The organism is Litchfieldella rifensis (assembly GCF_042646605.1).
GTDB classification, from domain to species: domain Bacteria; phylum Pseudomonadota; class Gammaproteobacteria; order Pseudomonadales; family Halomonadaceae; genus Litchfieldella; species Litchfieldella rifensis.
The window spans coordinates 66719-88461 of record NZ_JBHRUG010000037.1; the positions used below are offsets into that span (position 1 = coordinate 66719).

A 21743-nucleotide genomic window follows, 5' to 3' on the forward strand; every position below is an offset into this window, starting at 1 on the left:
CAAGTTTTCGGTCACGAGGTACAGGGTAGGCAATTTTTGACCGATTGGACAACACGGTGGCGTGATGTTGCGTATTCGGGAAACGAATATGACCAGGGGACGTTCCGGCATAAAAAAGGGCGCCTTGCGGCACCCAGGAGAGCAAAGCGGTAGGCTCAGCGATTGATGTCGCTGGGCTGGGGTAACGAGGGTAGTGACTTGTCGAGCAGCTCCACGCTCTGGCGATAGTAGAGCTGGCTCTTGTTGTGCTCGCCGAGATTGGCATAGAGCCGGGCCAGCTCGGCGCACACCACGCCACTGGAACGCTGGCGCTGGCTGGCCTCGAAGTACTCCTGTGCCTTGCCCCAGTAGGCATTGCGCAACGACAGGCGCCCCAGGGTGAGCAGCAGGTCCGGGTCGTTGGGACGCTCCTGGAGCCATTTCTCGGCATACACCAATTGCCGCGCGGCATCGACATTGAGAAGCCCATAGCGCAACACCAGGCGATGATCCCAATGCTCCTTCAGCGAATGGCGCAGCAGGCGCTCGGCGATGCCCTCCTCGCCGCCACGCACCAGGGCTTCGGCATACAGCACCACCAGCTCGACGTCGCCACGCAGGTGGTCCGGCATGTCGGCCCACAGATTGCGCACCCGCTCGATATCATTGGGATTACGCGCCGCCTGGACGATCAATTCGCGATAGGCACGCTGCTCGAGCTCCTGACGCTCCTCCTGGGCGATCAACTGCTGACTGGCCAGGCGCGGTGTCAGCCGCCGCAAGCCATCCCAGTCGTTGACGCTGAGATAGGCCTGCTTGAGCAGCTTGAGTATCTGCGGGTGATCGGGAAGCTGTTTGTCGAGTCGCGTCAAGGTGGCCAGGGCCTCTTCGAACTGCTGGCGGTCCAGCATCAACTGGGCCTGCACCATGCCGACGGCGGTATCGGCCCCTTCAGTGCTCAGGTGGGCACGCTTGAGCAGCGTATCGGCCTGGTCGTAACGCCCCTGGTAATGTGCCGCCAGGGCCGCCGAAAGATAATTGACCAGCGGAGTGCTGGAATCGTCCGCGGCCTTGACCAGGGCCTTTTCGGCACGCTTCCAGCGTCCCTCGGCCAATGCCACCAGACCACGCACGGTACGTCTCATGGCCGTGCGATGACGGGTTCGGCTGTTCCATACCTTGAGCCGGCTCACCGGATGGCGCAGACGCGCCACCACTCGCAACGAAAAATGCAGCGCCAGGAAGGCCGCCAACAGCAGGATCAGCCCGAACCAGAACGAGGTCTGCAGCGACGTATCGCCGACTCGTATCAACCAATAGCCGGGCACCGCGTGCATCAACTGCCCGAACAAGGCCCCGATGGCGAGGCCGAAGACGACGAGGAGAATCAGCTTTCTCATGCTTCATCTCCCTGCTCGTCCTGAGCCGGCGACTCGAAGCGACGCTCGATGAAGGTGGCCAAGGCTTGCTGGGAGCCGCTGATGTCCGGCAATTCGGGACGTACCGTTGCCTCGCGCAGTTCGTTCAGACGCTTCAGCGTGGCCTCGACACCGCTACGGTCGGTGGCATAGTAGTCACGCACCATGGAGATCGCCTTGTCGAGGCTGGCCTGGTAGAGCTGGGGCTCCTCCTTGAGCAAGGCCAGTTGTGCCTGCTCGAGCACCAGGCGCACATTCTGACGCAGATAGGATTCCTGTTCCGGGGTGATCAGCGCCTCGAGCGCCTCGTCATGACGCCGGACCGTCACCAGTTCCTTGAGCTCGGACCCGAAGCGGGCCAGTTGCTGCTGCCAGGTGCCACTCAGCGGACCATTGTTGCCCCCTTGAGCGGCGATCTGCTCGACATCCTGCTTCAGCGGCAGCCGCGCGAGCTGTTGCTGCTGGGCGTTGAGGGACAGATACAAGCCGGTGCGGTCGATGCGCGGCACGGCCTCGAGTGCCGCCAGCTCGGAAGCAATCTCCCGGCGCACCGGCACCAGGGCGGGGTTGTCGGCATCGCGCAGACGGGCATCGGCGGTGCGCAACAGCGACGCGGCCCCCTCGACATCGCGTTCGAGTTGCAGACGCTGGTTGGCCAGACGCAGCAGATAAGCGGCCTCGGCATGCAACCATTCGCGCTCGTCGGTGTTCTGCTGGCTGGACAGCTCGTCGAGCACCCGGTCAAGGGTCTTGTCGACTTCACTGCGGTAGTCGCTGAAATCGCTACGCAGCGAGGCCAGGGCGTCGTCGAGCGCCGCTTGACGCTCGCGCTCGCTGGCATCGAAGCGCGACTCCAGATCGGCGATGGCCTCGGCATTGCTCTCGACCTCTGCCAGGCGTTGCTGGTGGGCCTCGAGGCGCTGCCAGCCATACCAGCCGACCAGCAGCGTGGCAACGGCCAGCAAGATCGCCAGCACCAGGGCCGCGGCACCAAGTCGCTTGCCAGCCTGACCACCATCGCCCGTCGTGCCCCCACCGGAAGCACCGCCACCGCCGGCAGCCCCACCCGAAGGCGGCGTCTTGCCGGTCTCCGATGGGGTTTTACTGGCACCTGACGCCGGCTCATCGCCGGCGGAAGCAGTGGCCGCCTTCTTGCCGGCACTGTCGGGCTGCTCGTCGGTACGGGCAGGCTTGTCATCACCGGCGGACGGCTTGTCGCCCCCTCCCGTCGGCGCCTGGCCGGAATCCGTCTGGTTGGCCGCACTCTTGCCCCGTCGCCGGTTACGCGAACGCGAGCGCGGCGACTTCCCGCTTTCCGGCTGGTCGTTTTCCGGCGCGGAGGAAGCGGGTTCCGACGCGGTTGCACCAGAGGTCTCGGAGGGTGCCGATGTCGACGCGTCCTTGTCCGAGTGAGAGGCATCTGCGCCGCTGGGCGCCTGCTGTTCGTCCTGATCGTGTTGTTGCTTGCTCATCTGTCGCTAGCCTTTTTCAAGATCGTCGTGATCGACATCGGCATCATCCAGGTCGCAGGCCTCGGCAACCGCCGCCGCCAAGGCGGCCGGCGTGGCCCCCGACGCTACACGTAGGTCGCGGAATCCCAGGCTGCCGGCCAGTGTAGCCAGACGCTGACTGGAAATGATCAGCGTTCGGTTCAGCGTGGCTTGCGTGCACCATCCTGCCAGATGTTCGAGCATTTCTCCGCTACTCACCACCAGCGCCGCAAAGTCGCCTCGTGCCAACATCCCGGCGCTGGCATCATCCGGCGCCACCAGGATACGTCGATAGAGTGCCAGACGCGTGAGACGCGCGCCACGCGTCTCGAGGGTATCGGCCAGTAGCGGGCGACCTCCTTCGCCTGCCACCAGCAGTATCTTCTGCTCATCGAGCGCCTGCAGCGAGGGCAGTGACAACAGCGTCTCGCTGGAGTCGCCCTGACCGGTCGGCGGGACATGCACACGCACGCCTAGCCGTTCGTGCAGCACTTCGGCGGTGGCGCCACCGACGGCATAGTAGTGCGGCCCCACGGGCAACTGCGGCCAATAACGGTCCAGCGCCTCGGCCAGGCACTCGGCGGCGAATGGGCTGATCACCACCGCCTTGGCGAACTGGTCGAAGTCAAGCCACGCGCTGCGCATGGCCTGGGTTTCGGGCAGGACCTCCTGACGCATGACCTCGAGCGGCATGGCTTCGGCCCCCAGCGCCGTGATGGCGCGCACCAAGGGCACGGCCCGCCGGCCTGGCCGTGTGATCACTATCCGTGGCCGAGTGCCCATTCACGCGTCGCCATAGACCTGGGCCAGAATCTCGCCGGCGCCCTGCTCGAGCAGGTCTTCGGCGACCCGCACGCCCAGCGTCTCCGGCTCGCTGGCGTCTCCTCGACCCTCGGCGCGCAATACCCGAGTTCCCTCGGGGTTGCCGACCAGACCACGCAACCACAGGGTCCGGCCATCGTCCTCGAACACCGCATGGCCACCGATGGGTACTTGGCAGCCCCCGTCGAGCCGTGTGTTCATGGCCCGCTCGGCACGCACCCGGGTCGCGGTGGCGAGGTCGTCGAGCGGGGCCAACAGCGCGATCAGCTCGGCATCGTCGCTGCGACATTCGATTCCCAGCGCGCCCTGGCCACAGGCCGGCAGGCACACCTCGGGAGGCAGTTCCGTGGCCACCCGCTCGCCCAGCCCCAGGCGCCTCAGGCCGGCGGTGGCCAGGATGATGGCGTCGAACTCCCCGGCATCGAGCTTGCCCAGGCGCGTCTGTACATTGCCGCGCAGGGTCCGGATCTCCAGGTCGGGACGCGCCTCGCGCAACTGCAATCCACGGCGCAGGCTCGAGGTGCCGATCCGCGCGCCCTCGGGCAACTCGTCGAGCGCGCGGTAGTCGTTGGAAACGAAGGCATCGGTGGGCTCGGCGCTCTCGAGAATCACCGACAGGCCCAGTCCTTCGGGAAAATGCATGGGCACGTCCTTCATGGAGTGCACGGCGATATCGGCGCGGCCGTCGAGCATCGCCTCTTCCAGTTCCTTGACGAACAGTCCCTTGCCACCCACCTTGGCCAGCGGCGTATCGAGGATCTTGTCGCCGCGGGTGGACATCGCCACCAATTCCACCTCGAGCCCGGGGTGGACGGCCTGCAGCCGGTCACGCACATGTTCGGCCTGCCACAAGGCCAGGCGGCTCTTGCGAGTGGCGATACGCAGGGTGTTGTCGGCGCGCACGGTGATCTCCCTGTGGGCGGGCACGGTCCGTCGGACCGTTCCGGTGGATAAAGCAGTGGTCAAAAGCCAGTGTCGCGTGGGCGGCCTGTCTTCCATCGCCCCCTATCATAAAGCACGCGCCTGACCAGGAAAAATGTCCCACCACGACCCTGGCGCATTACCCTGCATCGACCCTCGCCTGCCGGGCCGACTCTGGTACACTTCTCTGCAACTCCTTACGTCAACAATGCAGGATATCCAGTTCGATGTCGCAGCCAACCAATCAGTCCTGGGGCGGGCGTTTCAGCGAGCCCACCGACGCCTTCGTCGAGCGCTTCACCGCCTCGGTGGACTTCGACCGGCGCCTCGCCCACCACGACATTCAGGGTTCCATTGCCCACGCCACCATGCTGGCCCGGGTCGGGGTGTTGAGCGACGAGGAGCGCGACACCATCATCGCCGGGCTCCAGGAAATCGACCAGGAAATCGCCGCCGGCACCTTCGCCTGGTCGGTCAAGCTCGAAGACGTGCACATGAACATCGAGGCACGCCTCACCGAGAAGATCGGCATCACCGGCAAGAAGCTGCACACCGGCCGCTCGCGCAACGACCAGGTGGCCACCGACATCCGCCTGTACCTGCGCGATGCGATCGATGCGGTGGACAGCGAGCTGATTCGCCTGCGCGAAGGGCTGATCGAGCTGGCCGCCCGCGAAGCCGATACCATCATGCCAGGTTTCACCCATCTGCAGACCGCGCAGCCGGTGACCTTCGGTCACCATCTGCTGGCCTGGCAGGAAATGCTCGCGCGGGACCAGGAGCGCCTGCGCGATTGCCGGGGACGTGTCAACGTGCTGCCACTGGGTGCCGCGGCACTGGCGGGTACCACCTATCCCATCGACCGTCACGTCACCGCGGAACTGCTGGGCTTCGCGCGTCCCGCCGAAAACAGCCTGGACGCCGTCAGTGACCGCGATTTCGCCATCGAGTTCACGGCCTTCGCCAGCCTGCTGCTGATGCATCTGTCGCGCATGAGCGAGGAACTGGTGCTGTGGACCAGCGCCCAGTTCGACTTCATCGATCTGCCCGATCGCTTCTGCACCGGCTCCTCGATCATGCCGCAGAAGAAGAACCCGGATGTGCCCGAGCTGGTGCGCGGCAAGACCGGGCGCGTCTATGGTCATCTGATGGGCCTGCTGACGCTGATGAAGTCGCAGCCGCTGGCCTACAACAAGGACAATCAGGAAGACAAGGAGCCGCTGTTCGACACGCTCGACACCGTGCTGGGTTGCCTCAAGGCCTTCGCCGACATGGTGCCGGCCATCGAGGCCAAGGCCAACAACATGTACGAGGCGGCGCGCAAGGGCTTTTCCACCGCCACCGATCTGGCCGATTACCTGGTATGCCGCGGCGTGGCCTTCCGCGATGCCCACGAAATCGTCGGTCAGTCGGTCGCTTACGGTATCCGCAAGAAAAAGGATCTGTCCGAGATGACGCTCGACGAGCTCAAGCAGTTTTCGGAGGAGATCGAATCCGACGTCTTCGAGGTGCTGACGCTGGAAGGCTCGGTCGCCGCACGCAACCATATCGGCGGCACCGCCCCGGACCAGGTCCGCGCCGCGGCGCAACGTGCCCGTGACGCCCTGGCCAGCCTCCGCGAGGAGCGTTGAGATGCGCTGGCTTGTCACCACCACTCTGCTGGTGATGCTCGCCGGCTGCGGCCAGAAAGGCCCCCTCTATCTGCCTGGCGACGAGGCGGCGGCGGAACGCTACGGCACTGGCGCAGCACGCGAGGAAGCAGACGACGACGATAGCCGCAGCGGCGGTGATACCACCAGCGACAGCGAAGACGAGAACTGAGCATGGATCATTTTGAATACCGCGACGGCGTCCTGTTCGGCGAGGACGTGCCCCTGGAGAGCATCGCCGAGCGCTATGGCACGCCCTGCTATGTCTACTCCAAGGCCACCCTGGAGCGGCATTTTCGCGCCTACACCGAGGCGCTGGGCAGTCATCCGCACCTGATCTGCTACGCGGTCAAGGCCAACTCCAACCTGGCGGTGCTGAACCTGCTGGCACGCCTCGGTGCCGGCTTCGACATCGTCTCCCAGGGAGAATTGGAGCGAGTGCTCGCCGCGGGAGGCGACCCCGCCAAGGTGGTGTTCTCCGGCGTCGCCAAGCAGGCCGGGGAGATGGCCCGCGCGCTGGACGTCGGCATCAAGTGCTTCAATGTCGAATCGCTGCCCGAGCTCGAGCGGCTCGACCGGGTCGCCGGCGAACGAGGCAAGATCGCGCCGGTATCGCTGCGCGTCAACCCCGATGTCGACGCCCGCACGCACCCCTACATCTCCACCGGGCTCAAGGCCAACAAGTTCGGCATCCCCGTCGACGAGGCTTTGAACGTCTACGAAATCGCTGCCGGCATGGCCAATGTGCGGGTGGTGGGAATCGACTGCCACATCGGTTCGCAACTCACCGAACTCTCGCCCTTTCTCGATGCGCTGGACCGCTTGCTGGTGCTGCTCGACAAGCTTGCCGAACGCGGCATCGAGATCGAGCACCTGGATCTCGGTGGCGGCCTGGGCGTGCCCTATCAAGGCGAGCGTCCGCCGGCGCCTTTCGACTATGCGGCTTCGCTGCTCGAACGCCTGTCGCAGCGGGAGGGCAAGCGCCAGTTGCCGTTGCTGTTCGAGCCGGGCCGTTCGATCGCCGCCAATGCCGGCGTGATGCTGACCCGCGTCGAGTTCCTCAAACCCGGCGAGACCAAGAACTTCGCCATCGTCGACGCGGCCATGAACGACCTGATCCGCCCCGCACTGTATCAGGCCTGGCAGGCAATCCTGCCGGTCGATACGCGCGCGCCCCGCGAGCCGGGCATCTATGATGTCGTCGGACCGGTGTGCGAAACCGGTGATTTCCTGGGCAAGGATCGCGAGCTGGCGATTGCCGCCGGCGACCTGCTGGCGGTACGCTCGGCGGGTGCCTACGGTTTCGTGATGGCGTCGAATTACAACAGTCGCTCGCGCCCAGCCGAAGTCATGGTCGATGGCGACCGTAGCCACCTGATACGCCAGCGTGAGCGCCTCGAAGACCTGTGGGCCGGCGAGTCCCTGTTACCCAGCGATGGGCCGGAGGTCGATTGATGCTGCTGCACTTCACCAAGATGCATGGTCTGGGCAATGATTTCATGGTCGTCGACCTGGTCACCCAACGCGCGCGGCTACGCGACGAACAGATCCGGGCGTTGGCCGACCGCCACTTCGGCATCGGCTTCGACCAGCTGCTGGTCGTCGAGCCCCCTCTCGACCCGGACATGGACTTTCGCTATCGCATCTTCAATGCCGATGGCAGCGAAGTGGAAAACTGCGGCAACGGGGCACGCTGCTTCGCGCGTTTCGTGCGCGACCAGCGCCTGACCCACAAGCGCGAGATTCGTGTCGAGACCCGTGGCGGTCCCCTGACGCTGAGGAGCGAGGACGATGGCCGGGTAAGCGTCGATATGGGGACGCCACGCTTCGCCCCCGAGGCGCTGCCGTTCATCGCCGACGAGGAGTCTCTCACCCATGTCCTGGACGTCGAGGGCGAGTGCGTGACGATCGCCGTGGTCTCGGTGGGCAATCCGCATGCGGTGCTGCGCGTGGACGACGTGGACGACGCCCCGGTAGCCCATCTGGGGCCGTTGATCGAGGCCCACCCGCGGTTTCCCCAGCGGGTCAATGTCGGCTTCATGCAGATCGTCTCGCGCCAGGAAATCCGCTTGCGGGTGTTCGAGCGCGGCAGCGGCGAGACCCTGGCCTGCGGTACCGGCGCCTGTGCCGCCGTGGCCTGCGGCATCCGCCAGGGCCTGCTGGACAGCCCGGTGACCGTGCACCTGCGCGGCGGCGACCTGACCATCACCTGGGCCGGCGGCGTCGCCAGCCTGCTGATGACCGGTCCCGCCGAACGTGTCTTCGATGGTCGGGTGGCGCTGAGCTGACCCTCACACCCCCCTTGCGACAGGAGAACTTCGCATGCCTCGAGCCCAGGCTCCCGAACCGCGTCAGACGCTGGATCCCGATCGGGTCGCCCAATGGCTGGCCCGACACCCCGACTTCTTCGTCGGTCGCGAGGGCCTGCTGCAACAACTCAAGGTGCCGCACCCCGAGGCGCGGGGTGCGACCTCGCTGCTCGAGCGCCTGATCCACGACCTGCGACAGCGTGCCGAAAACGCCGAGTGGCGCCTCGAGCAGCTCCTCGAGTCGGCGCGACACAACGAAGCCCAGTATCGCCGTACCCGCGAGCTGGTACTCGCCCTGCTCGAAGCCGAGGACAATGATGCCTTGGGCCAGGCGCTGGCGACCCAGCTCGCCGAACGCTTCCGCACCCCGGCGGTGGCCTTGTGGTGTCCCGCCTCGCTGACCGACCAGGAACCGCATCCGCCCCAGGCGCCGCGCCATGTGCTCGACGATGCCGCCGGTCTGCGCCTGGCGGCATTGCTCGACGGCCGCACCAGCCGCTGCACGCGCCTGAGCCGCACCGACTGGCAACGCCTGTTGCCTCACGCCCAGCCCCCGGAACAGGCCGGCTCCTGCGCCTTGACCCGCCTGACCCTGGGCGAGCCGCTGGGCTACCTGGTATTGGCCAGCCCCGATCCGGAATACTTCCGCGCCAGTCTCGACACCCTGTTCACCGAGTATCTGGGCGAAGTCGTGGCGCGGCTGCTGGTGCGACTGGCCGAGCGACGGCATGGTTGAGGGCCCCCGCATGGCGGAGTCGGCGCTCGGCGCCGATATCGAGGCGTTCCTCGCCGAGTTGCTGCGTACCGCCAGCCCAGCGACGCTCGACGCCTATCGCCGCGACCTGGCTGCTTTCGCCGCCTTTGCCGGCGAAAGCGACCTGCCCGGCTGGCAGGCGCTGGACGTCGCACTGCTGCGCCGCTTTCTGGGCCGCGAGCGCAGCCGCGGCCTGGCGCCGCGCAGCCTGGCCCGGCGCCGTGCGGCGCTATCGCGCTTCGCCGACTACCTGGTTCGTATCGGGCGCCTTACCCACAACCCGGTCAGCCTGACCCAGGCCCCGCGGCAACCCAAGCATCTGCCTCATCCGTTGGATGTCGACCGATTAGCGAGCTTTCTGGATACCCCGCATGACGGCTCGCCGCTGGCGCAGCGTGACCAGGCCATGCTCGAACTGCTGTATTCCAGCGGCCTGCGCCTGGCCGAACTGGCGGCGCTGGACCTCGGCCACCTCCAGCCCACCCGTGTGCGGGTGCTGGGCAAGGGCAGCAAACCGCGTCAGGTGCCGGTCGGCCGTCGCGCCCAAGAGGCGCTCGCTGCATGGTTGAAGGTCCGCGGACAGTTGGCGGCAAGCGGCGAAACCGCTCTGTTCGTCGGAGTACGTGGCCAGCGTCTGGGGCATCGCGCCATCCAGCAGCGCCTGGCGCACCTGGCCAAGGAGCGGGGGTTGGCCGAGCATCTGCATCCACACAGGCTGCGGCACTCTTTCGCCAGCCATTTGTTGGAGTCCAGCCAGGACCTGCGCGCTGTTCAGGAATTGCTCGGTCATGCCAACCTGTCGACGACCCAGATCTACACCCGGCTCGACTGGCAGCACCTGGCAGCCAGCTACGATGCCGCCCACCCGCGGGCGCGGCGCAGTGAAACTCGAAAGAAAAAGAAATAAGCCTAACCATCGATCCTGGCAGTGATCCACTCCATAAAGCTCTTCACTTTGGTGACCTCTCCCATGTTTTCCGGGCAAGCCATATAGTACGCATCACGACTTTTCAGAGAAAAGTGCCAGGGAATGATCAGCTTCCTCTCCTCCAGTTCCTCGGTCACCAGGAACCTGGGAATCAAAGCGACGCCACACCCCGCCTGGGCAGCGCGAATCGCCATATAGAAGGTATCGAAGCGAGGCCCATGATAGCTATGCTCAGTATAATGGCCTTGCGCCTCGAACCAATCGTGCCAAGCTTCTGGCCGTGTGGCACTCTGCAACAAGACGAGTTGCGTCAATTGCAAGGGATCATCAAAAGGCGTTTGCGGAGCGATTGAGGGCGAGCACACAGGCACGACCTCTTCATCGAGTATCTTGACACATTCGGTCTTTGGCCAAGCCCCATGTCCATAAAAGAAAGCAACGTCCACCCGCTCCTTCTCCATATCGAACGGTTCCACACGATTGGTGATATTTAGATATATCCCGGGATGCGAATATCTAAAACCATTAAGCCTCGGTATCAGCCATCGCGCCCCAAACGTAGGCAACGTGGTGACATTAAGCACCTCGCTTTCCCCGCCGTAAGACAGCATATACCGGGTAGACATCTCGACCTGGGCAAGAATCTTGCGCGCCTCCGTCAAATACAAGGAGCCTTCAGGGGTCAATTGAAGCCGCTTTCTCACCCGTCTGAAAAGCTTATGCTCAAGCGCGGCTTCCAGTTGAGCCACCTGCTTGCTCACGGCACTTTGTGTCAGGCTCAGTTCCTCTGCCGCGCGAGTGAAGCTCAAATGGCGAGCAGACGCCTCGAAGCATTGCATGGAGGACAGTGAGGGTAAGTGCCTGCGATTCATGAGAAAACCCGATTCATGAAAATTAGGAATGATGTCTATCTTAAACGTCGTTTGCCCGCGGTCAAGACCCCCATCGATACTGAACCGGACCCCTCACGCGTCAACAAGAACGATAGGAGAAAGAATGATTGACTCTATCATGAAACGCCTCGGCGTCTCTCACGACCTGTACCGGAATGGGAATTACACGGTTAGAACTCCCATTGATGGCAGCGTTATTGGACAAGTGTCGCTGGAAGGCGCTGAGGCTGTTGATGAACGGATTGCCAAAGCCCAGCAGGCCTTCGAAGCCTGGAGGAAAGTGCCCGCTCCTCGTCGCGGCGAACTGGTAAGGCTCTTTGCACAGCAGCTACGCGATCATAAAGAAGATCTGGGCCAACTGGTCACCTGGGAGTGCGGAAAGATCCTCCAGGAAGGGTTGGGGGAAGTTCAGGAAATGATCGATATCTGCGATCTCGCGGTTGGCCAATCACGGCAGCTCTTTGGGCTGACCATCGCCTCTGAGCGTCCCGGTCACCATATGCGCGAATCCTGGCACCCCCTGGGTCCGATCGGCCTGATCACCGCATTCAACTTCCCGGTAGCGCCATGGGCATGGAACGCTGCGCTGGCCCTGGTCTGTGGCAACAGCCTGCTGTGGAAGCCCTCCGAGAAGACGCCGCTCTGCGCCCTGGCCTGCCAGGCCCTGCTGGAACGCGCCATGGAGGAGTTCGGCGACGATGCCCCGAAAGACCTCAGTCAGGTGATCCTCGGTGACCGAGATGCCGGCGAGCGTCTGGTAGATGACCCTCGCATCCCGCTCATCAGCGCTACCGGCAGCACCCGTATGGGCCGCGAGGTCGCGCCGCGTGTCGCCGCCCGCTTCGGACGCAGCATTCTCGAGCTGGGTGGCAACAATGCCATGATCCTGGCACCCAGCGCCGATCTGGACATGGCGGTGCGTGCCATTCTGTTCTCTGCGGTCGGAACGGCGGGGCAACGCTGCACGACACTTCGCCGCTTGATCGTTCACGAATCCATCCGTGACGAGGTCGTCGATCGCCTCAAGAAGGCCTACGCCAATATCTCCATTGGCGATCCCAGGGAAGGCTACCTGGTCGGCCCGCTGATCGACTCCCAGGCCTACGAGCAGATGCAGTCCGCTCTGGAGCGCGCGCGCCAGCAGGGTGCCAAAATCGTTGGCGGCGAGCGTCAGCTGGCCGAGTCCTACCCCGACGGCTATTACGTCTCCCCTGCCATCGTCGAGGTCGAGCAACAGGACGAGCTGGTCAGGCACGAGACGTTCGCCCCCATCCTATATGTCATGGGTTACCGCGACTTCGACGACGCCCTGGCCATGAACAACGACGTGCCTCAGGGCCTGTCTTCCTGCGTGTTTACTACCGATGTGCGAGAAGCCGAAACCTTCGTATCCGCTGTCGGTAGTGACTGTGGCATTGCCAATGTCAACATTGGTCCGAGTGGCGCCGAGATCGGTGGAGCCTTCGGCGGAGAGAAAGAAACCGGTGGTGGGCGTGAATCCGGATCCGATGTCTGGAAGAGCTATATGCGCCGTCAAACGAACACGGTCAACTACTCTCGAGAGCTTCCACTGGCCCAAGGCATAAAATTCGATTGATTGATTGTCATACCCCCTGGGCTTGAAAGTACCCAGGGGGTATTCGCCTAGGAGTGGGCACCGGCATCGTCATCTGGAAAGAGGCTATCTTGATGGAAACACGTTGTTTATGGGAAGCCACATCCCGCGAATCACCTATCGTCTCTTCCATACTTGACTCACAGCAGGATGCCGACGTCTGTATCATCGGAGGCGGAATTACAGGTTTATCTACAGCGCTTCACTTGGCCGAGCAAGGCATTACAGTTTCGCTCATCGAAGCCAAGGAAATCCCCAGCGGTGGCTCGGGGCGCAGTGTCGGGTTGGTAAATGCAGGCCTCTGGATTCCACCGGATGATATTGTCAAGACGCTTGGCAAGGAAAGTGGAGAAAGGGTAAATGCTATCCTTGGCAACGCGCCCGGCGAAGTTTTCGACATAATCGAAAAGCACAATATAGCGTGTGATGCGACGCGCACTGGTACGCTGCACTTGGCACACAACGCCAAAGGAGCCAAGGAGCTGGCAAGGCGCCGTGATCAGTTACAAAGTCGCGGTGCTCCTGTAGAGCTTATCGGCAGTGACGACTGCCAAAGATTGACCGGGACCGAACGTATCGAGGGAGCGCTTCTCGATCGGCGGGCAGGCACGCTGAACCCTACTGCATACACAAGAGGGTTGGCTCGCGCGGCTCAGTCGGCCGGAGCGGACATTTACACACAGAGCCCAGTCCTGCGGGTGGACAGAGCCAAGGATGGCTGGCGTGCCACCACACCGAAGGGCAGTATCACGGCCCAAAGGATCGTACTGGCGACCAATGCCTACACCGAAGATGCTTGGAACCAGGTGCGCAACAACTTCTTCCCTGGATATTTTTTCCAAGTGGCATCCCGCCCGCTAGCGGATGATACCCTTCCCGATATCCTGCCTGAACGCCAGGGCGCATGGGACACACGCACCGTACTAAGCAGCATTCGCCGAGATAGCGAAGGAAGGTTGATCCTGGGTAGCCTGGGGCGTGGTGACGGCAAGCCCTTGTCATACATAAAGTGCTGGGCCAACCGTGTGAGAAAGCACTATTTCTCTCAGCTTGGAGAAGTGGAATGGGAGTGTACATGGACAGGAAGAATTGCCTTCACTCCCGATCACACGCTTAGGCTTTTCGAACCTGCGCCAGGCATATTGGCAGTCACCGGTTACAACGGGCGAGGCATTACTACGGGGACGGTAGTTGGAAAAGGGTTCGCGCATTACATAGTCAATAATGATGACCGACTTCTTCCATTGAAAATGCAACCATCCCGGCCGATTTCAGGAAGACAGCTATGGAAAGCCGCTTATGAAACCGGCTTCTCCCTGTACCATGCGGGACAGTGCCTCAAGATATTGATTTAGCAATTCATGGAACATTAAAAGGCCCTCCGAGGAGGGCTTTTTTGTATCATGGCACTTTGCAACCCCACCATGAAATTTTGGAATGTTGTGGGTGTTTTTTTCGTTTGTGTCTCACAGTTAGCATCTGCTTTGATATGAGTCATATGGCCTTGCTTTTGGAGAAACACCATGTCCCCCTGCGTTAGCCAGTCCTTGGGAATAATTCATCCGATCGTCCTCGAAAAAGGGCTGAATGCTGAGGCATGGGATAGCAGCGGAAAACGCTACATTGACTTTGTTGGCGGCATAGGCGTTCTTAACCTGGGTCACTGCCACCCCGCCATTACCGCCGCTGCCAAGAATCAGATAGACAAACTCATGCACTCGGCATTCAATGCTGTTCCTCATCGAGGATACTTGGATGTTGCAGAAGCGCTGCAGTCATTTATCCCGGTTGACTATTCGCTTTCCTGCATGCTGACGAACTCCGGTGCCGAAGCCACGGAAAATGCCTTGAAAATATCCCGGGCTGCCACCGGCAGGCAGGCCGTGATTGCCTTTGATGGCGGTTTCCATGGTAGAACACTCGCAGCGCTCAACTTGAATGGCAAGGTGAGTCCTTACAAGGTCGGATTGGGAACACTTCCTGGCCCCGTCTATCACCTGCCCTTTCCCAGTCCTGACGATGGGGCCAGTACCCAAGAGGCCACTCAGGCACTGGATAGGCTCTTCGAGGTCGAGATTCCGTCGGAGGAGGTCGCCTGCATAATCGTCGAGCCCGTCCAGGGTGAAGGCGGTTTTCGTTTGCTCGATCATGTCTTTGCAAAGCATTTGCGCAAGATCTGCGGCGAGCGAGGCATCGTTCTGATCGTGGATGAAATTCAATCAGGATTTGGAAGAACCGGGACCCGCTTTGCCTTTACTCACTTAGGCATCGAACCCGACCTGCTGCTGATGGGGAAAAGCATGGCTTCGGGACTTCCACTGGCTGCCGTGGCCGGGCGTACGAACCTGATGAACGTGCTTCCGAAAGGAGGACTGGGTGGAACATATTCTGGCAATGCCGTGGCATGTGCTGCGGCCAAAGTCGTTATGGAACACATGAGTGACGCCAACCTCGCTCAGTGGAAGCACACCCAAGAGTCTCTTTTATTGGAAACTCATGAGCGCTGGAAAAGAAGTCATCGTTTTCCCATGCTGGGGGCCATGACGGGTATTGGCTCGATGCGGGGCATCGTCTTTGAAGATACTCTCAATGCCACGGGGGCTGAACATTTAGCCACCTTGCTGAGTGCGGCCCGTCACGCGGGCGTCTTGCTGATGCCCAGTGGCAGGAAACGCAATGTCCTGCGATTACTCCCTCCATTGACCATCTCGCCAGAGCACCTGTCGGAAGGTCTATCCAAAATCGAGCAGGCCTTGGAAACGTTGCAGGCATGATCGCCAGGAGCCTGCCTGACTCGAAAATATCGTATCCGTTGCAAGCACTATTGGCAACACACAAGACTTTGGAAACCGAGTAATAGTATATAATCGATGAGGAAAAAGATGCTAAGCAGCCATCATGTATCACCCGACTTGATACGCGACATGTTTTCAAAAGCAATGTCTGAAATGTATCAAAAAGAGGTGCCACTATACGCCAATCTTCTTAACTTGGTGGCACAGGTAAACCACGCGGAGCTAGAGGATGATGAACAGCTACGCTCGAGAATGGAAAAAAGCGGTGAGCTTAACCGCTTAAGGGTCGAACGCCATGGTGCCATTCGAGTAGGCACTGCCGAAGAACTCTCCTTGCTACGCCGCCTTTTTGCAGTGATGGGCATGTATCCCGTCGGATATTATGACCTCACCGAAGCGGGAGTACCGGTACACGCCACAGCGTTTCGGCCGATCACCGAAGAGTCTCTGCAGAAAAATCCTTTCCGAGTATTCACTTCCCTGCTACGCCTCGATCTCATCGAGGACAAAAAACTCAGAAAAATAGCGTCAGAAATTCTGTCATCAAGAAACATATTCACAAAGCGGGCACTAGAGCTCATTGAGACGTGCGAGAGGCATAAAGGGCTTAGACTAGAGCAAACCGAAGAATTCGTTGCCGAGGCATTGGAAACCTTTCGCTGGCATAGCGATTCGACAGTGGACAAAGACACTTATGAAGCACTGCATGCCGAGCATCGCCTAATAGCGGATGTGGTATGCTTCAGAGGCCCTCATATCAACCACTTGACCCCTCGCACGCTGAACATTGATGAGGTACAAAGACTGATGCCCCTACATGGCATTTCACCGAAAGCCATCATTGAGGGCCCCCCGCGCAGGAATTGCCCCGTCCTGTTGCGACAAACAAGTTTCAAAGCTCTGGATGAGCCAGTTAACTTTTCAGGAGATCAGCAAGGCAGTCATACTGCTCGGTTCGGAGAGATTGAACAACGAGGGGCCGCGCTCACTCAAAAAGGGCGTGAGCTATACGACCATCTGCTACGTAAATCCCAAGCCCAGGGAAGGAAGATGGACAACAGCGAACATCAGAAAAACCTGAGGGACGCCTTCTCCGAGTTTCCCGACGATGAAGAATCACTGAGGAAAAAAGGATTGGTATTTTTCTATTACCAACCAACCTTTGATGTAAACGAAAAGACTGGAAAAGTGGAAAACCCCGACAGCCTGGAAGATTTGGTTCAGACAGGAACTGTTTCAGCGACGCCTATCACCTATGAAGATTTCCTGCCAGTCAGCGCCGCCGGTATATTCCGCTCAAACCTTGGAGAAGAAGCCAACGCCATGTTTGAAGGCAACCCCAACAAGGCGGAATTCGAAAGGCACTTGGGAACTTCTGTTAACGATGAGATAGAAATTTACGCGGAAATCGAAAGGAAATCCATCGCCGACACATTGAAACAAATCAACCAATAATATAAGCCAGCCTGGCCGAATCACAGCCAGGCTCATCTCAATGATGTATTCAGTCGATTGCTTTCATCGAACACATATGACAGCTTATGAGCCAAGCATGACGCACCCCGCCCAACGACGATCCCATGCCCTGAGAATGCCCGATGTCCACCCATGCCCCGCTCGACGCCCTGACCTTCGACCTCGATGACACCCTGTGGGACAACCGCCCGGTCATGGAACATGCCGAAAACGGACACTATGCCTGGCTCGACGAAGCCTTGGCCGCCTGGCATGGGGCTCATCTCGACCGCGAGGGACGCTACGGCGAGCGCTTCCCGCTGGCCGCCTACCAGGCGCGCCGCCTGGAACTGGCCCAGCGTCATCCCTTGCGTCGCGGCGATTTCACCTGGATTCGCGAACAGACGCTGGCCGAGCTGCTGGAGGAGTACGGCCTGCCGCGCAGCGCGGCACGCATGTGGGCGGCGGCGGCCATCGACCGCTTCCTCGACCTGCGCCACCGCCTGAGCCCTTACCCCGAGGTCGAGGCACTACTCGACGACCTGCGCGGCCGCTATCGCCTGGCGGCGATCACCAACGGCAATGCCGATTTGACGCGGCTGCCCTTGGCGGCTCACTTCCCGGTAAGGATAGCCGCCGGGGAAATGCTCGCGCCCAAGCCTGATGCACGCCCCTTCCTGGCCGCCTTGGCACGTCTCGGCAGTGCACCATCCCGGGCCCTGCACGTCGGCGACTCCTGGCGCGAGGATGTGCTGCCGGCCAGTCGCCTCGGCATGCGCGTGGCCTGGATCGATGTCCATGACGACCCCGAGCGCTCGCTGCCGGCCGGTGTCTACCGCCTGCGCCACGTGCGCGAGTTACCGGGCCTCCTGGCGCGGCTGGAAGCGGCAGCCCAAGGCGTGTTCACGCCTTCCTAGTCGCTTGCCAGCCATCCATCGAGACGATCGCGTGCCTCGTCGAGCCCCTGGCGCTTTAGGGCCGAGAATAGTTGCACGCTGACCAGGTCCTCCCATTCCCGCAGGCGGCTGCGTACCTGCTGCAGGGCGTTCTTGGCGGCGCCGCTCCTGAGCTTGTCGGCCTTGGTCAGCAGGATATGCACCGGCATGGCCTTGTCGTCGGCCCAACCCAGCATCATCTCGTCGAACTCGGTCAACGGGTGACGCACGTCCATGACCAGCACCAGCCCCCGCAACGACTGACGCTCGCGAAGATACTCGGCCAGGTGACGCTGCCATTCCAGCTTGACCTGCTCCGGCACCTTGGCGAAGCCATAGCCGGGCAGGTCGACCAGGCGGCGGGGCTCGCCGCCGGCCAGGGTGAAGAAGTTGATCAGTTGTGTGCGCCCCGGCGTCTTGGAGGTGCGCGCCAGCGCCTTCTGCTGCGTCAGGGTATTGATCGCACTGGACTTGCCGGCATTGGAACGCCCGGCAAACGCGACCTCGGCGCCCAGGTCGGCAGGGCACTGGGCCAGGGTCGGCGCACTGGTGAGGAAGCTGGCAGTCTGGTAGTTGAGACGCGACATGGCAATCGAGGATCCTGGCTGACGTACGACGTAAGTGTCCCGGGGCGGCGAGTGGCCTGCATTCACGTTCCTCAAGGGATCCGTTATAATGCAGCGTCTTTTGTCTGCGACCTGGGGCACGCTAGTGTACACCGTGCTCTTGTCAGCGGCGAACCGTCCGCAGCCTGTCGGTCGCTTGCTGGTCTTCAAGGCGGCTCAGCGTCGGTGCGCTAGAGAACCTGGGGCGCCCAGGGCGTTACCGGTTAACAACGAAACGGCATAGTGGATTAGCGATGAGAAAGTTACTGGCAAGCCTGGCAATTACCATGGGCGTCGTTGGCGTGGCCCACGCACAAATGGAAGGCGACCCCGCGGCGGGCCGTGAGAAGGCCCAAACCTGCGCCGCCTGTCACGGCCAGCAAGGCATCAGCCCCTCCGGCACCTTCCCGAACCTGGCGGGTCAGCAGGCCTCCTATCTCGCCAAGCAGATCATGCAGATCCGCGATGGCGATCGCGTCGTGCCGCAGATGGCCGGTCAGGTCGATGACTTCTCCGATCAGGATGCCTGGGACGTCGCCGCCTTCTTCGCCAACCAGGACCCCAACCTGGGCGAAGCCGACCCCGACGAGGAGTTGGTGAACCGTGGCCGCGAGTTGTACCGCGCCGGTGACATGGCCAAGGGCATTCCCGCCTGCGCCGCCTGCCATACGCCCACCGGGGAGGGGATCGGCACTGCCGCTTACCCGGCCCTGTCCGGGCAGCATCGTGAATATACCGTGTCGACCCTGCAGAAGTTCGCCGCCGGCGAGCGCACCAACGATCCCAATGCCATCATGCGTGATATCGCCGCCAAGATGAGCGATGCCGACATGCAAGCGGTGGCCAATTATATCTACGGCCTGCATTGACCGCGGTAACGAGCGATGGAGTCACGGAGGGCGGCCTGGGGCCGCCTTCCGTCGTTTTGCCGAGACCGGGAACCATCGCCAGTGCGGTACGCTCAAAGCCGACGGCGCGACATGTCACTCGGCAACTGCCCGGCAGCGTCGTTTCCTGTTACCGTCTACGGGTATTCCGATCGAGCCCGTCAAGGAGTGTTTTTGCATGTTCAAGATAATGGTTGCCGCACTCGCCGGTCTTAGCCTGTCGACCCTGGCCTCGGCCCAATCGTTGGTCGAGGGCGAACATTACCAGGTACTCGATGAGGCAGTGCCCACCCAGGTCGAAGAGGGCCAGATCGAAGTGACCGAGGCCTTCTGGTATGGCTGCCCCCACTGCTACAGCCTGGAGGACCCGCTCAACGCCTGGGTCGCCGAGCAGCCCGATGACGTGACCTTCCTGCGCATGCCCGCCACCATGGGCGGCGACTGGAACAAGCATGCCACCGCCTTCTATGCTGCCCAGGAGTTGGGTATCCTCGAGGAGATGCATGACGATTTCTTCGACGCCATCCACCAGGACGGTCGCGATCTCACCGACATCGACGATATCGCCGAGTTCTTCAGCGACTATGGCGTCAGCGAGGAGGAGGCCCGCCAGGCGCTGACATCCTTCGGCGTCAAAAGTCAGGTCAACCAGGCCCATGCCCGCATGCGCGCCTTTGAGCTGATGGGGGTTCCGGCACTCATCGTCGATGGCCGTTACGTGATCAGCCCATCGAGCGCCGGCAGTCTCGAGAACATGCCGAAGATCGCTGCCGCTCTGATCGAGAAGGTTCGTGACGACAGGAACCCGTAAGTTGGGCCGGGCCGACGGAAGATCGCCGCTGCCGACCCCCGGTCATCTGCGCTTGCTGACCTTCAATCTGCAGGTCGGCATCCAGACGTCGGCCTATCACCACTACCTGACGCGCAGCTGGCAACACCTGTTGCCGCATCCCAAGCGGATGCGCCGCCTGGACATGATGGGCGAGGTGCTGAGCCAGTTCGACATCGTCGGCCTGCAGGAGGTCGATGGGGGCAGTTTTCGCTCCGGCAACATCAACCAGGTGGAATACCTGGCCAGCCGGGCCGGCTTTCCCCACCACTTCCAGCAGCTCAACCGTAACCTGGGCCGTGTCGCCCAGCACAGCAACGGCCTGCTGTCGCGCATGCACCCTTCGCGCATCGAAGAGCATCGTCTCCCCGGCACCTTGCCGGGGCGCGGTGCCATCCATGCCCGTTACGGCGACGACGAGGATGCCCTGCACCTGTTCGTCGCCCACCTGGCACTGAGCCACCGCGCCCGCATCCGCCAACTCGACTACCTGAGCGAGATCATCACCCCGCTGCGTCATGTGGTGGTGATGGGCGATCTCAACTGCACGCTGGAGCAACTCCATTCCCATTCACGCTTCTGCGCGTCATTGCCCCTGCATCCGGTACGTCCACTGTTGAGCTACCCGTCCTGGCAGCCGCGCCGCGCACTCGATCATATCCTGCTGTCCGACTCGCTGGTGGCCCGTGACGTGCGCGTGCTCGATCAGTTGTTCTCCGACCACTTGCCGATCGCCGTCGACGTGCTCTTGCCCAGCGCCTGCCACAAGACACTGTCGGGGCTTTTGCATCCCGACAAGCACTGATGGCTCGCTTCCAGGAGCCGCCATCGAGCGCGGGGGATGACGATTGACGCTCGATCGGCGATGATTGCGCTCCACTGTTTTCCTCGAGAGGCCCCATGAATCGCGCGACTCGCGAGCCGACGCTGCTCACCCGGCTCGATGCCTTTACCGACATCATCGGCCGCAGCATCGCCTGGCTGGTCCTGATCATGATGCTGGTGCAATTCGCCATCGTCGTGCTGCGCTATGCGTTCAGCATACACAGTAACGTCATGCAGGAGTCGGTGATGGCCATGCATGCCATGGTGTTCATGCTCGGGGCGGCCTACACCCTCAAGCACGACGGTCATGTGCGGGTGGATATCTTCTATCGCAAGCTGTCGGCACGTGGCCGAGCCTGGATCGACCTCGGCGGCACCCTGTTGCTGCTGGCCCCGGTCGTGCTGTTTATCGCCATCATCAGCTGGCAATACGTGATCAGCAGTTGGGCAATCCTGGAGCGCACGTCGGACGCCAATCTGCCCATCGTGTTTCTGCTCAAGTCCCTGATCCCGCTGATGATGACACTGCTGCTGCTACAAGGGGCCGCGCAGGTGATGCGCCAGGTTCTGATCCTGCGCGGCCGCCTGCCGGCCCCTCCTCCCGAGCACGAGGAGGTGTTGTAGCAGTGGAAAT

General features: G+C 61.9%; 20 protein-coding genes and 1 pseudogene. 15 read left to right on the forward strand and 6 right to left on the reverse strand.

Annotated elements, in window-relative coordinates; genetic code table 11:
• Window positions 1-155: 155 nt before the first annotated feature.
• The 4 genes from ACFOEV_RS18620 to hemC are packed head-to-tail and all read right to left on the reverse strand — an operon-like array spanning window position 156 to window position 4612.
• A complete protein-coding gene (locus tag ACFOEV_RS18620) occupies window positions 156-1379 on the reverse strand; it encodes a heme biosynthesis HemY N-terminal domain-containing protein (RefSeq protein WP_386776396.1) in 1224 nt (407 codons plus the stop codon).
• Window positions 1376-2869, reverse strand: coding sequence for a uroporphyrinogen-III C-methyltransferase (locus tag ACFOEV_RS18625; protein ID WP_386776397.1), 1494 nt, complete (start codon window positions 2867-2869; stop codon window positions 1376-1378). The genes ACFOEV_RS18620 and ACFOEV_RS18625 overlap by 4 nt, the downstream gene beginning before the upstream one ends.
• Before the next feature lie 6 nt (window positions 2870-2875).
• Window positions 2876-3670, reverse strand: coding sequence for a uroporphyrinogen-III synthase (locus ACFOEV_RS18630; RefSeq protein ID WP_386776398.1), 795 nt, complete (start codon window positions 3668-3670; stop codon window positions 2876-2878).
• Window positions 3671-4612, reverse strand: coding sequence for a hydroxymethylbilane synthase (hemC, locus tag ACFOEV_RS18635; protein ID WP_386776399.1), 942 nt, complete (start codon window positions 4610-4612; stop codon window positions 3671-3673).
• A 245-nt stretch (window positions 4613-4857) separates the two neighbouring features.
• On the opposite strand from hemC, the gene argH reads away from it, so the two are divergent.
• The 6 genes and pseudogenes from argH (at window position 4858) to ACFOEV_RS18665 (ending at window position 10249) form a co-directional block, all read left to right on the forward strand.
• Entirely contained in the window at window positions 4858-6261 is a 1404-nt protein-coding gene (gene argH, locus ACFOEV_RS18640; protein ID WP_386776400.1) for an argininosuccinate lyase, read from the forward strand.
• Window position 6262: 1 nt separating this feature from the next.
• Window positions 6263-6367: pseudogene (gene lptM, locus ACFOEV_RS22430) on the forward strand (LPS translocon maturation chaperone LptM); the annotation flags it as partial.
• A gap of 86 nt (window positions 6368-6453) precedes the next feature.
• Window positions 6454-7734 (forward strand): diaminopimelate decarboxylase, encoded by a 1281-nt coding sequence (gene lysA / locus ACFOEV_RS18650; protein WP_386776402.1) that lies wholly within the window; start codon window positions 6454-6456, stop codon window positions 7732-7734.
• Window positions 7734-8567, forward strand: a complete 834-nt coding sequence (gene dapF / locus ACFOEV_RS18655; protein ID WP_386776403.1) for a diaminopimelate epimerase — start codon at window positions 7734-7736, stop codon at window positions 8565-8567. Before lysA ends, dapF begins: the two co-directional genes overlap by 1 nt.
• 34 nt (window positions 8568-8601) lie before the next feature.
• Entirely contained in the window at window positions 8602-9324 is a 723-nt protein-coding gene (locus tag ACFOEV_RS18660; RefSeq protein ID WP_386776404.1) for a DUF484 family protein, read from the forward strand.
• Window positions 9317-10249, forward strand: a complete 933-nt coding sequence (locus ACFOEV_RS18665; RefSeq protein ID WP_386776405.1) for a tyrosine recombinase XerC — start codon at window positions 9317-9319, stop codon at window positions 10247-10249. Before ACFOEV_RS18660 ends, ACFOEV_RS18665 begins: the two co-directional genes overlap by 8 nt.
• Window positions 10250-10251: 2 nt before the next feature.
• Here the strand turns inward: ACFOEV_RS18665 and gcvA are convergent, their stop codons facing one another.
• On the reverse strand, window positions 10252-11142 hold the full coding sequence (gene gcvA / locus ACFOEV_RS18670) for a transcriptional regulator GcvA (protein ID WP_386776406.1): 891 nt from the start codon (window positions 11140-11142) through the stop codon (window positions 10252-10254).
• A 124-nt stretch (window positions 11143-11266) separates the two neighbouring features.
• Between gcvA and amaB the strand changes: the two genes are divergently transcribed.
• The 5 genes from amaB to ACFOEV_RS18695 all read left to right on the forward strand — a co-directional run bounded on the left by amaB (window position 11267) and on the right by ACFOEV_RS18695 (window position 17945).
• Complete coding sequence (gene amaB, locus ACFOEV_RS18675; RefSeq protein ID WP_386776407.1) at window positions 11267-12760, forward strand: L-piperidine-6-carboxylate dehydrogenase; 1494 nt, start codon at window positions 11267-11269, stop codon at window positions 12758-12760.
• A 92-nt stretch (window positions 12761-12852) separates the two neighbouring features.
• Window positions 12853-14133, forward strand: coding sequence for an L-pipecolate oxidase (gene amaA / locus ACFOEV_RS18680; protein ID WP_386776505.1), 1281 nt, complete (start codon window positions 12853-12855; stop codon window positions 14131-14133).
• Window positions 14134-14301: 168 nt separating this feature from the next.
• Entirely contained in the window at window positions 14302-15552 is a 1251-nt protein-coding gene (locus ACFOEV_RS18685) for a 2-aminoadipate transaminase (protein ID WP_386776408.1), read from the forward strand.
• A 108-nt stretch (window positions 15553-15660) separates the two neighbouring features.
• A complete protein-coding gene (gene hglS / locus ACFOEV_RS18690; protein ID WP_386776409.1) occupies window positions 15661-17028 on the forward strand; it encodes a 2-oxoadipate dioxygenase/decarboxylase HglS in 1368 nt (455 codons plus the stop codon).
• 143 nt (window positions 17029-17171) lie between these two features.
• Entirely contained in the window at window positions 17172-17945 is a 774-nt protein-coding gene (locus ACFOEV_RS18695; protein WP_386776410.1) for an HAD family hydrolase, read from the forward strand.
• Here the strand turns inward: ACFOEV_RS18695 and yihA are convergent.
• Window positions 17942-18550 (reverse strand): ribosome biogenesis GTP-binding protein YihA/YsxC, encoded by a 609-nt coding sequence (gene yihA / locus ACFOEV_RS18700; RefSeq protein ID WP_386776411.1) that lies wholly within the window; start codon window positions 18548-18550, stop codon window positions 17942-17944. The genes ACFOEV_RS18695 and yihA overlap by 4 nt on opposite strands.
• 272 nt (window positions 18551-18822) lie before the next feature.
• Between yihA and ACFOEV_RS18705 the strand changes: the two genes are divergently transcribed.
• From ACFOEV_RS18705 to ACFOEV_RS18720, 4 genes are all read left to right on the forward strand, one after another.
• On the forward strand, window positions 18823-19437 hold the full coding sequence (locus ACFOEV_RS18705) for a c-type cytochrome (protein ID WP_386776412.1): 615 nt from the start codon (window positions 18823-18825) through the stop codon (window positions 19435-19437).
• A 196-nt stretch (window positions 19438-19633) separates the two neighbouring features.
• Entirely contained in the window at window positions 19634-20266 is a 633-nt protein-coding gene (locus ACFOEV_RS18710; protein WP_386776413.1) for a thiol:disulfide interchange protein DsbA/DsbL, read from the forward strand.
• Window positions 20247-21089, forward strand: a complete 843-nt coding sequence (locus tag ACFOEV_RS18715) for an endonuclease/exonuclease/phosphatase family protein (protein ID WP_386776414.1) — start codon at window positions 20247-20249, stop codon at window positions 21087-21089. The genes ACFOEV_RS18710 and ACFOEV_RS18715 overlap by 20 nt, the downstream gene beginning before the upstream one ends.
• Window positions 21090-21184: 95 nt before the next feature.
• A complete protein-coding gene (locus ACFOEV_RS18720; protein ID WP_386776415.1) occupies window positions 21185-21733 on the forward strand; it encodes a TRAP transporter small permease subunit in 549 nt (182 codons plus the stop codon).
• Window positions 21734-21743: the final 10 nt, after the last annotated feature.

What these genes read in the sequence shown, in the direction of transcription:
- ACFOEV_RS18620 (WP_386776396.1), bottom strand. Translation starts at nt 1,379, where the DNA reads ATGAGAAAGCTGATTCTCCTCGTCGTCTTCGGCCTCGCCATCGGGGCC.
- ACFOEV_RS18625 (WP_386776397.1), bottom strand. Translation starts at nt 2,869, where the DNA reads ATGAGCAAGCAACAACACGATCAGGACGAACAGCAGGCGCCCAGCGGC.
- ACFOEV_RS18630 (WP_386776398.1), bottom strand. Translation starts at nt 3,670, where the DNA reads ATGGGCACTCGGCCACGGATAGTGATCACACGGCCAGGCCGGCGGGCC.
- argH (WP_386776400.1), top strand. Translation starts at nt 4,858, where the DNA reads ATGTCGCAGCCAACCAATCAGTCCTGGGGCGGGCGTTTCAGCGAGCCC.
- lysA (WP_386776402.1), top strand. Translation starts at nt 6,454, where the DNA reads ATGGATCATTTTGAATACCGCGACGGCGTCCTGTTCGGCGAGGACGTG.
- dapF (WP_386776403.1), top strand. Translation starts at nt 7,734, where the DNA reads ATGCTGCTGCACTTCACCAAGATGCATGGTCTGGGCAATGATTTCATG.
- ACFOEV_RS18660 (WP_386776404.1), top strand. Translation starts at nt 8,602, where the DNA reads ATGCCTCGAGCCCAGGCTCCCGAACCGCGTCAGACGCTGGATCCCGAT.
- ACFOEV_RS18665 (WP_386776405.1), top strand. Translation starts at nt 9,317, where the DNA reads ATGGTTGAGGGCCCCCGCATGGCGGAGTCGGCGCTCGGCGCCGATATC.
- gcvA (WP_386776406.1), bottom strand. Translation starts at nt 11,142, where the DNA reads ATGAATCGCAGGCACTTACCCTCACTGTCCTCCATGCAATGCTTCGAG.
- amaB (WP_386776407.1), top strand. Translation starts at nt 11,267, where the DNA reads ATGATTGACTCTATCATGAAACGCCTCGGCGTCTCTCACGACCTGTAC.
- amaA (WP_386776505.1), top strand. Translation starts at nt 12,853, where the DNA reads ATGGAAACACGTTGTTTATGGGAAGCCACATCCCGCGAATCACCTATC.
- ACFOEV_RS18685 (WP_386776408.1), top strand. Translation starts at nt 14,302, where the DNA reads ATGTCCCCCTGCGTTAGCCAGTCCTTGGGAATAATTCATCCGATCGTC.
- hglS (WP_386776409.1), top strand. Translation starts at nt 15,661, where the DNA reads ATGCTAAGCAGCCATCATGTATCACCCGACTTGATACGCGACATGTTT.
- ACFOEV_RS18695 (WP_386776410.1), top strand. Translation starts at nt 17,172, where the DNA reads ATGTCCACCCATGCCCCGCTCGACGCCCTGACCTTCGACCTCGATGAC.
- yihA (WP_386776411.1), bottom strand. Translation starts at nt 18,550, where the DNA reads ATGTCGCGTCTCAACTACCAGACTGCCAGCTTCCTCACCAGTGCGCCG.
- ACFOEV_RS18705 (WP_386776412.1), top strand. Translation starts at nt 18,823, where the DNA reads ATGAGAAAGTTACTGGCAAGCCTGGCAATTACCATGGGCGTCGTTGGC.
- ACFOEV_RS18710 (WP_386776413.1), top strand. Translation starts at nt 19,634, where the DNA reads ATGTTCAAGATAATGGTTGCCGCACTCGCCGGTCTTAGCCTGTCGACC.
- ACFOEV_RS18720 (WP_386776415.1), top strand. Translation starts at nt 21,185, where the DNA reads ATGAATCGCGCGACTCGCGAGCCGACGCTGCTCACCCGGCTCGATGCC.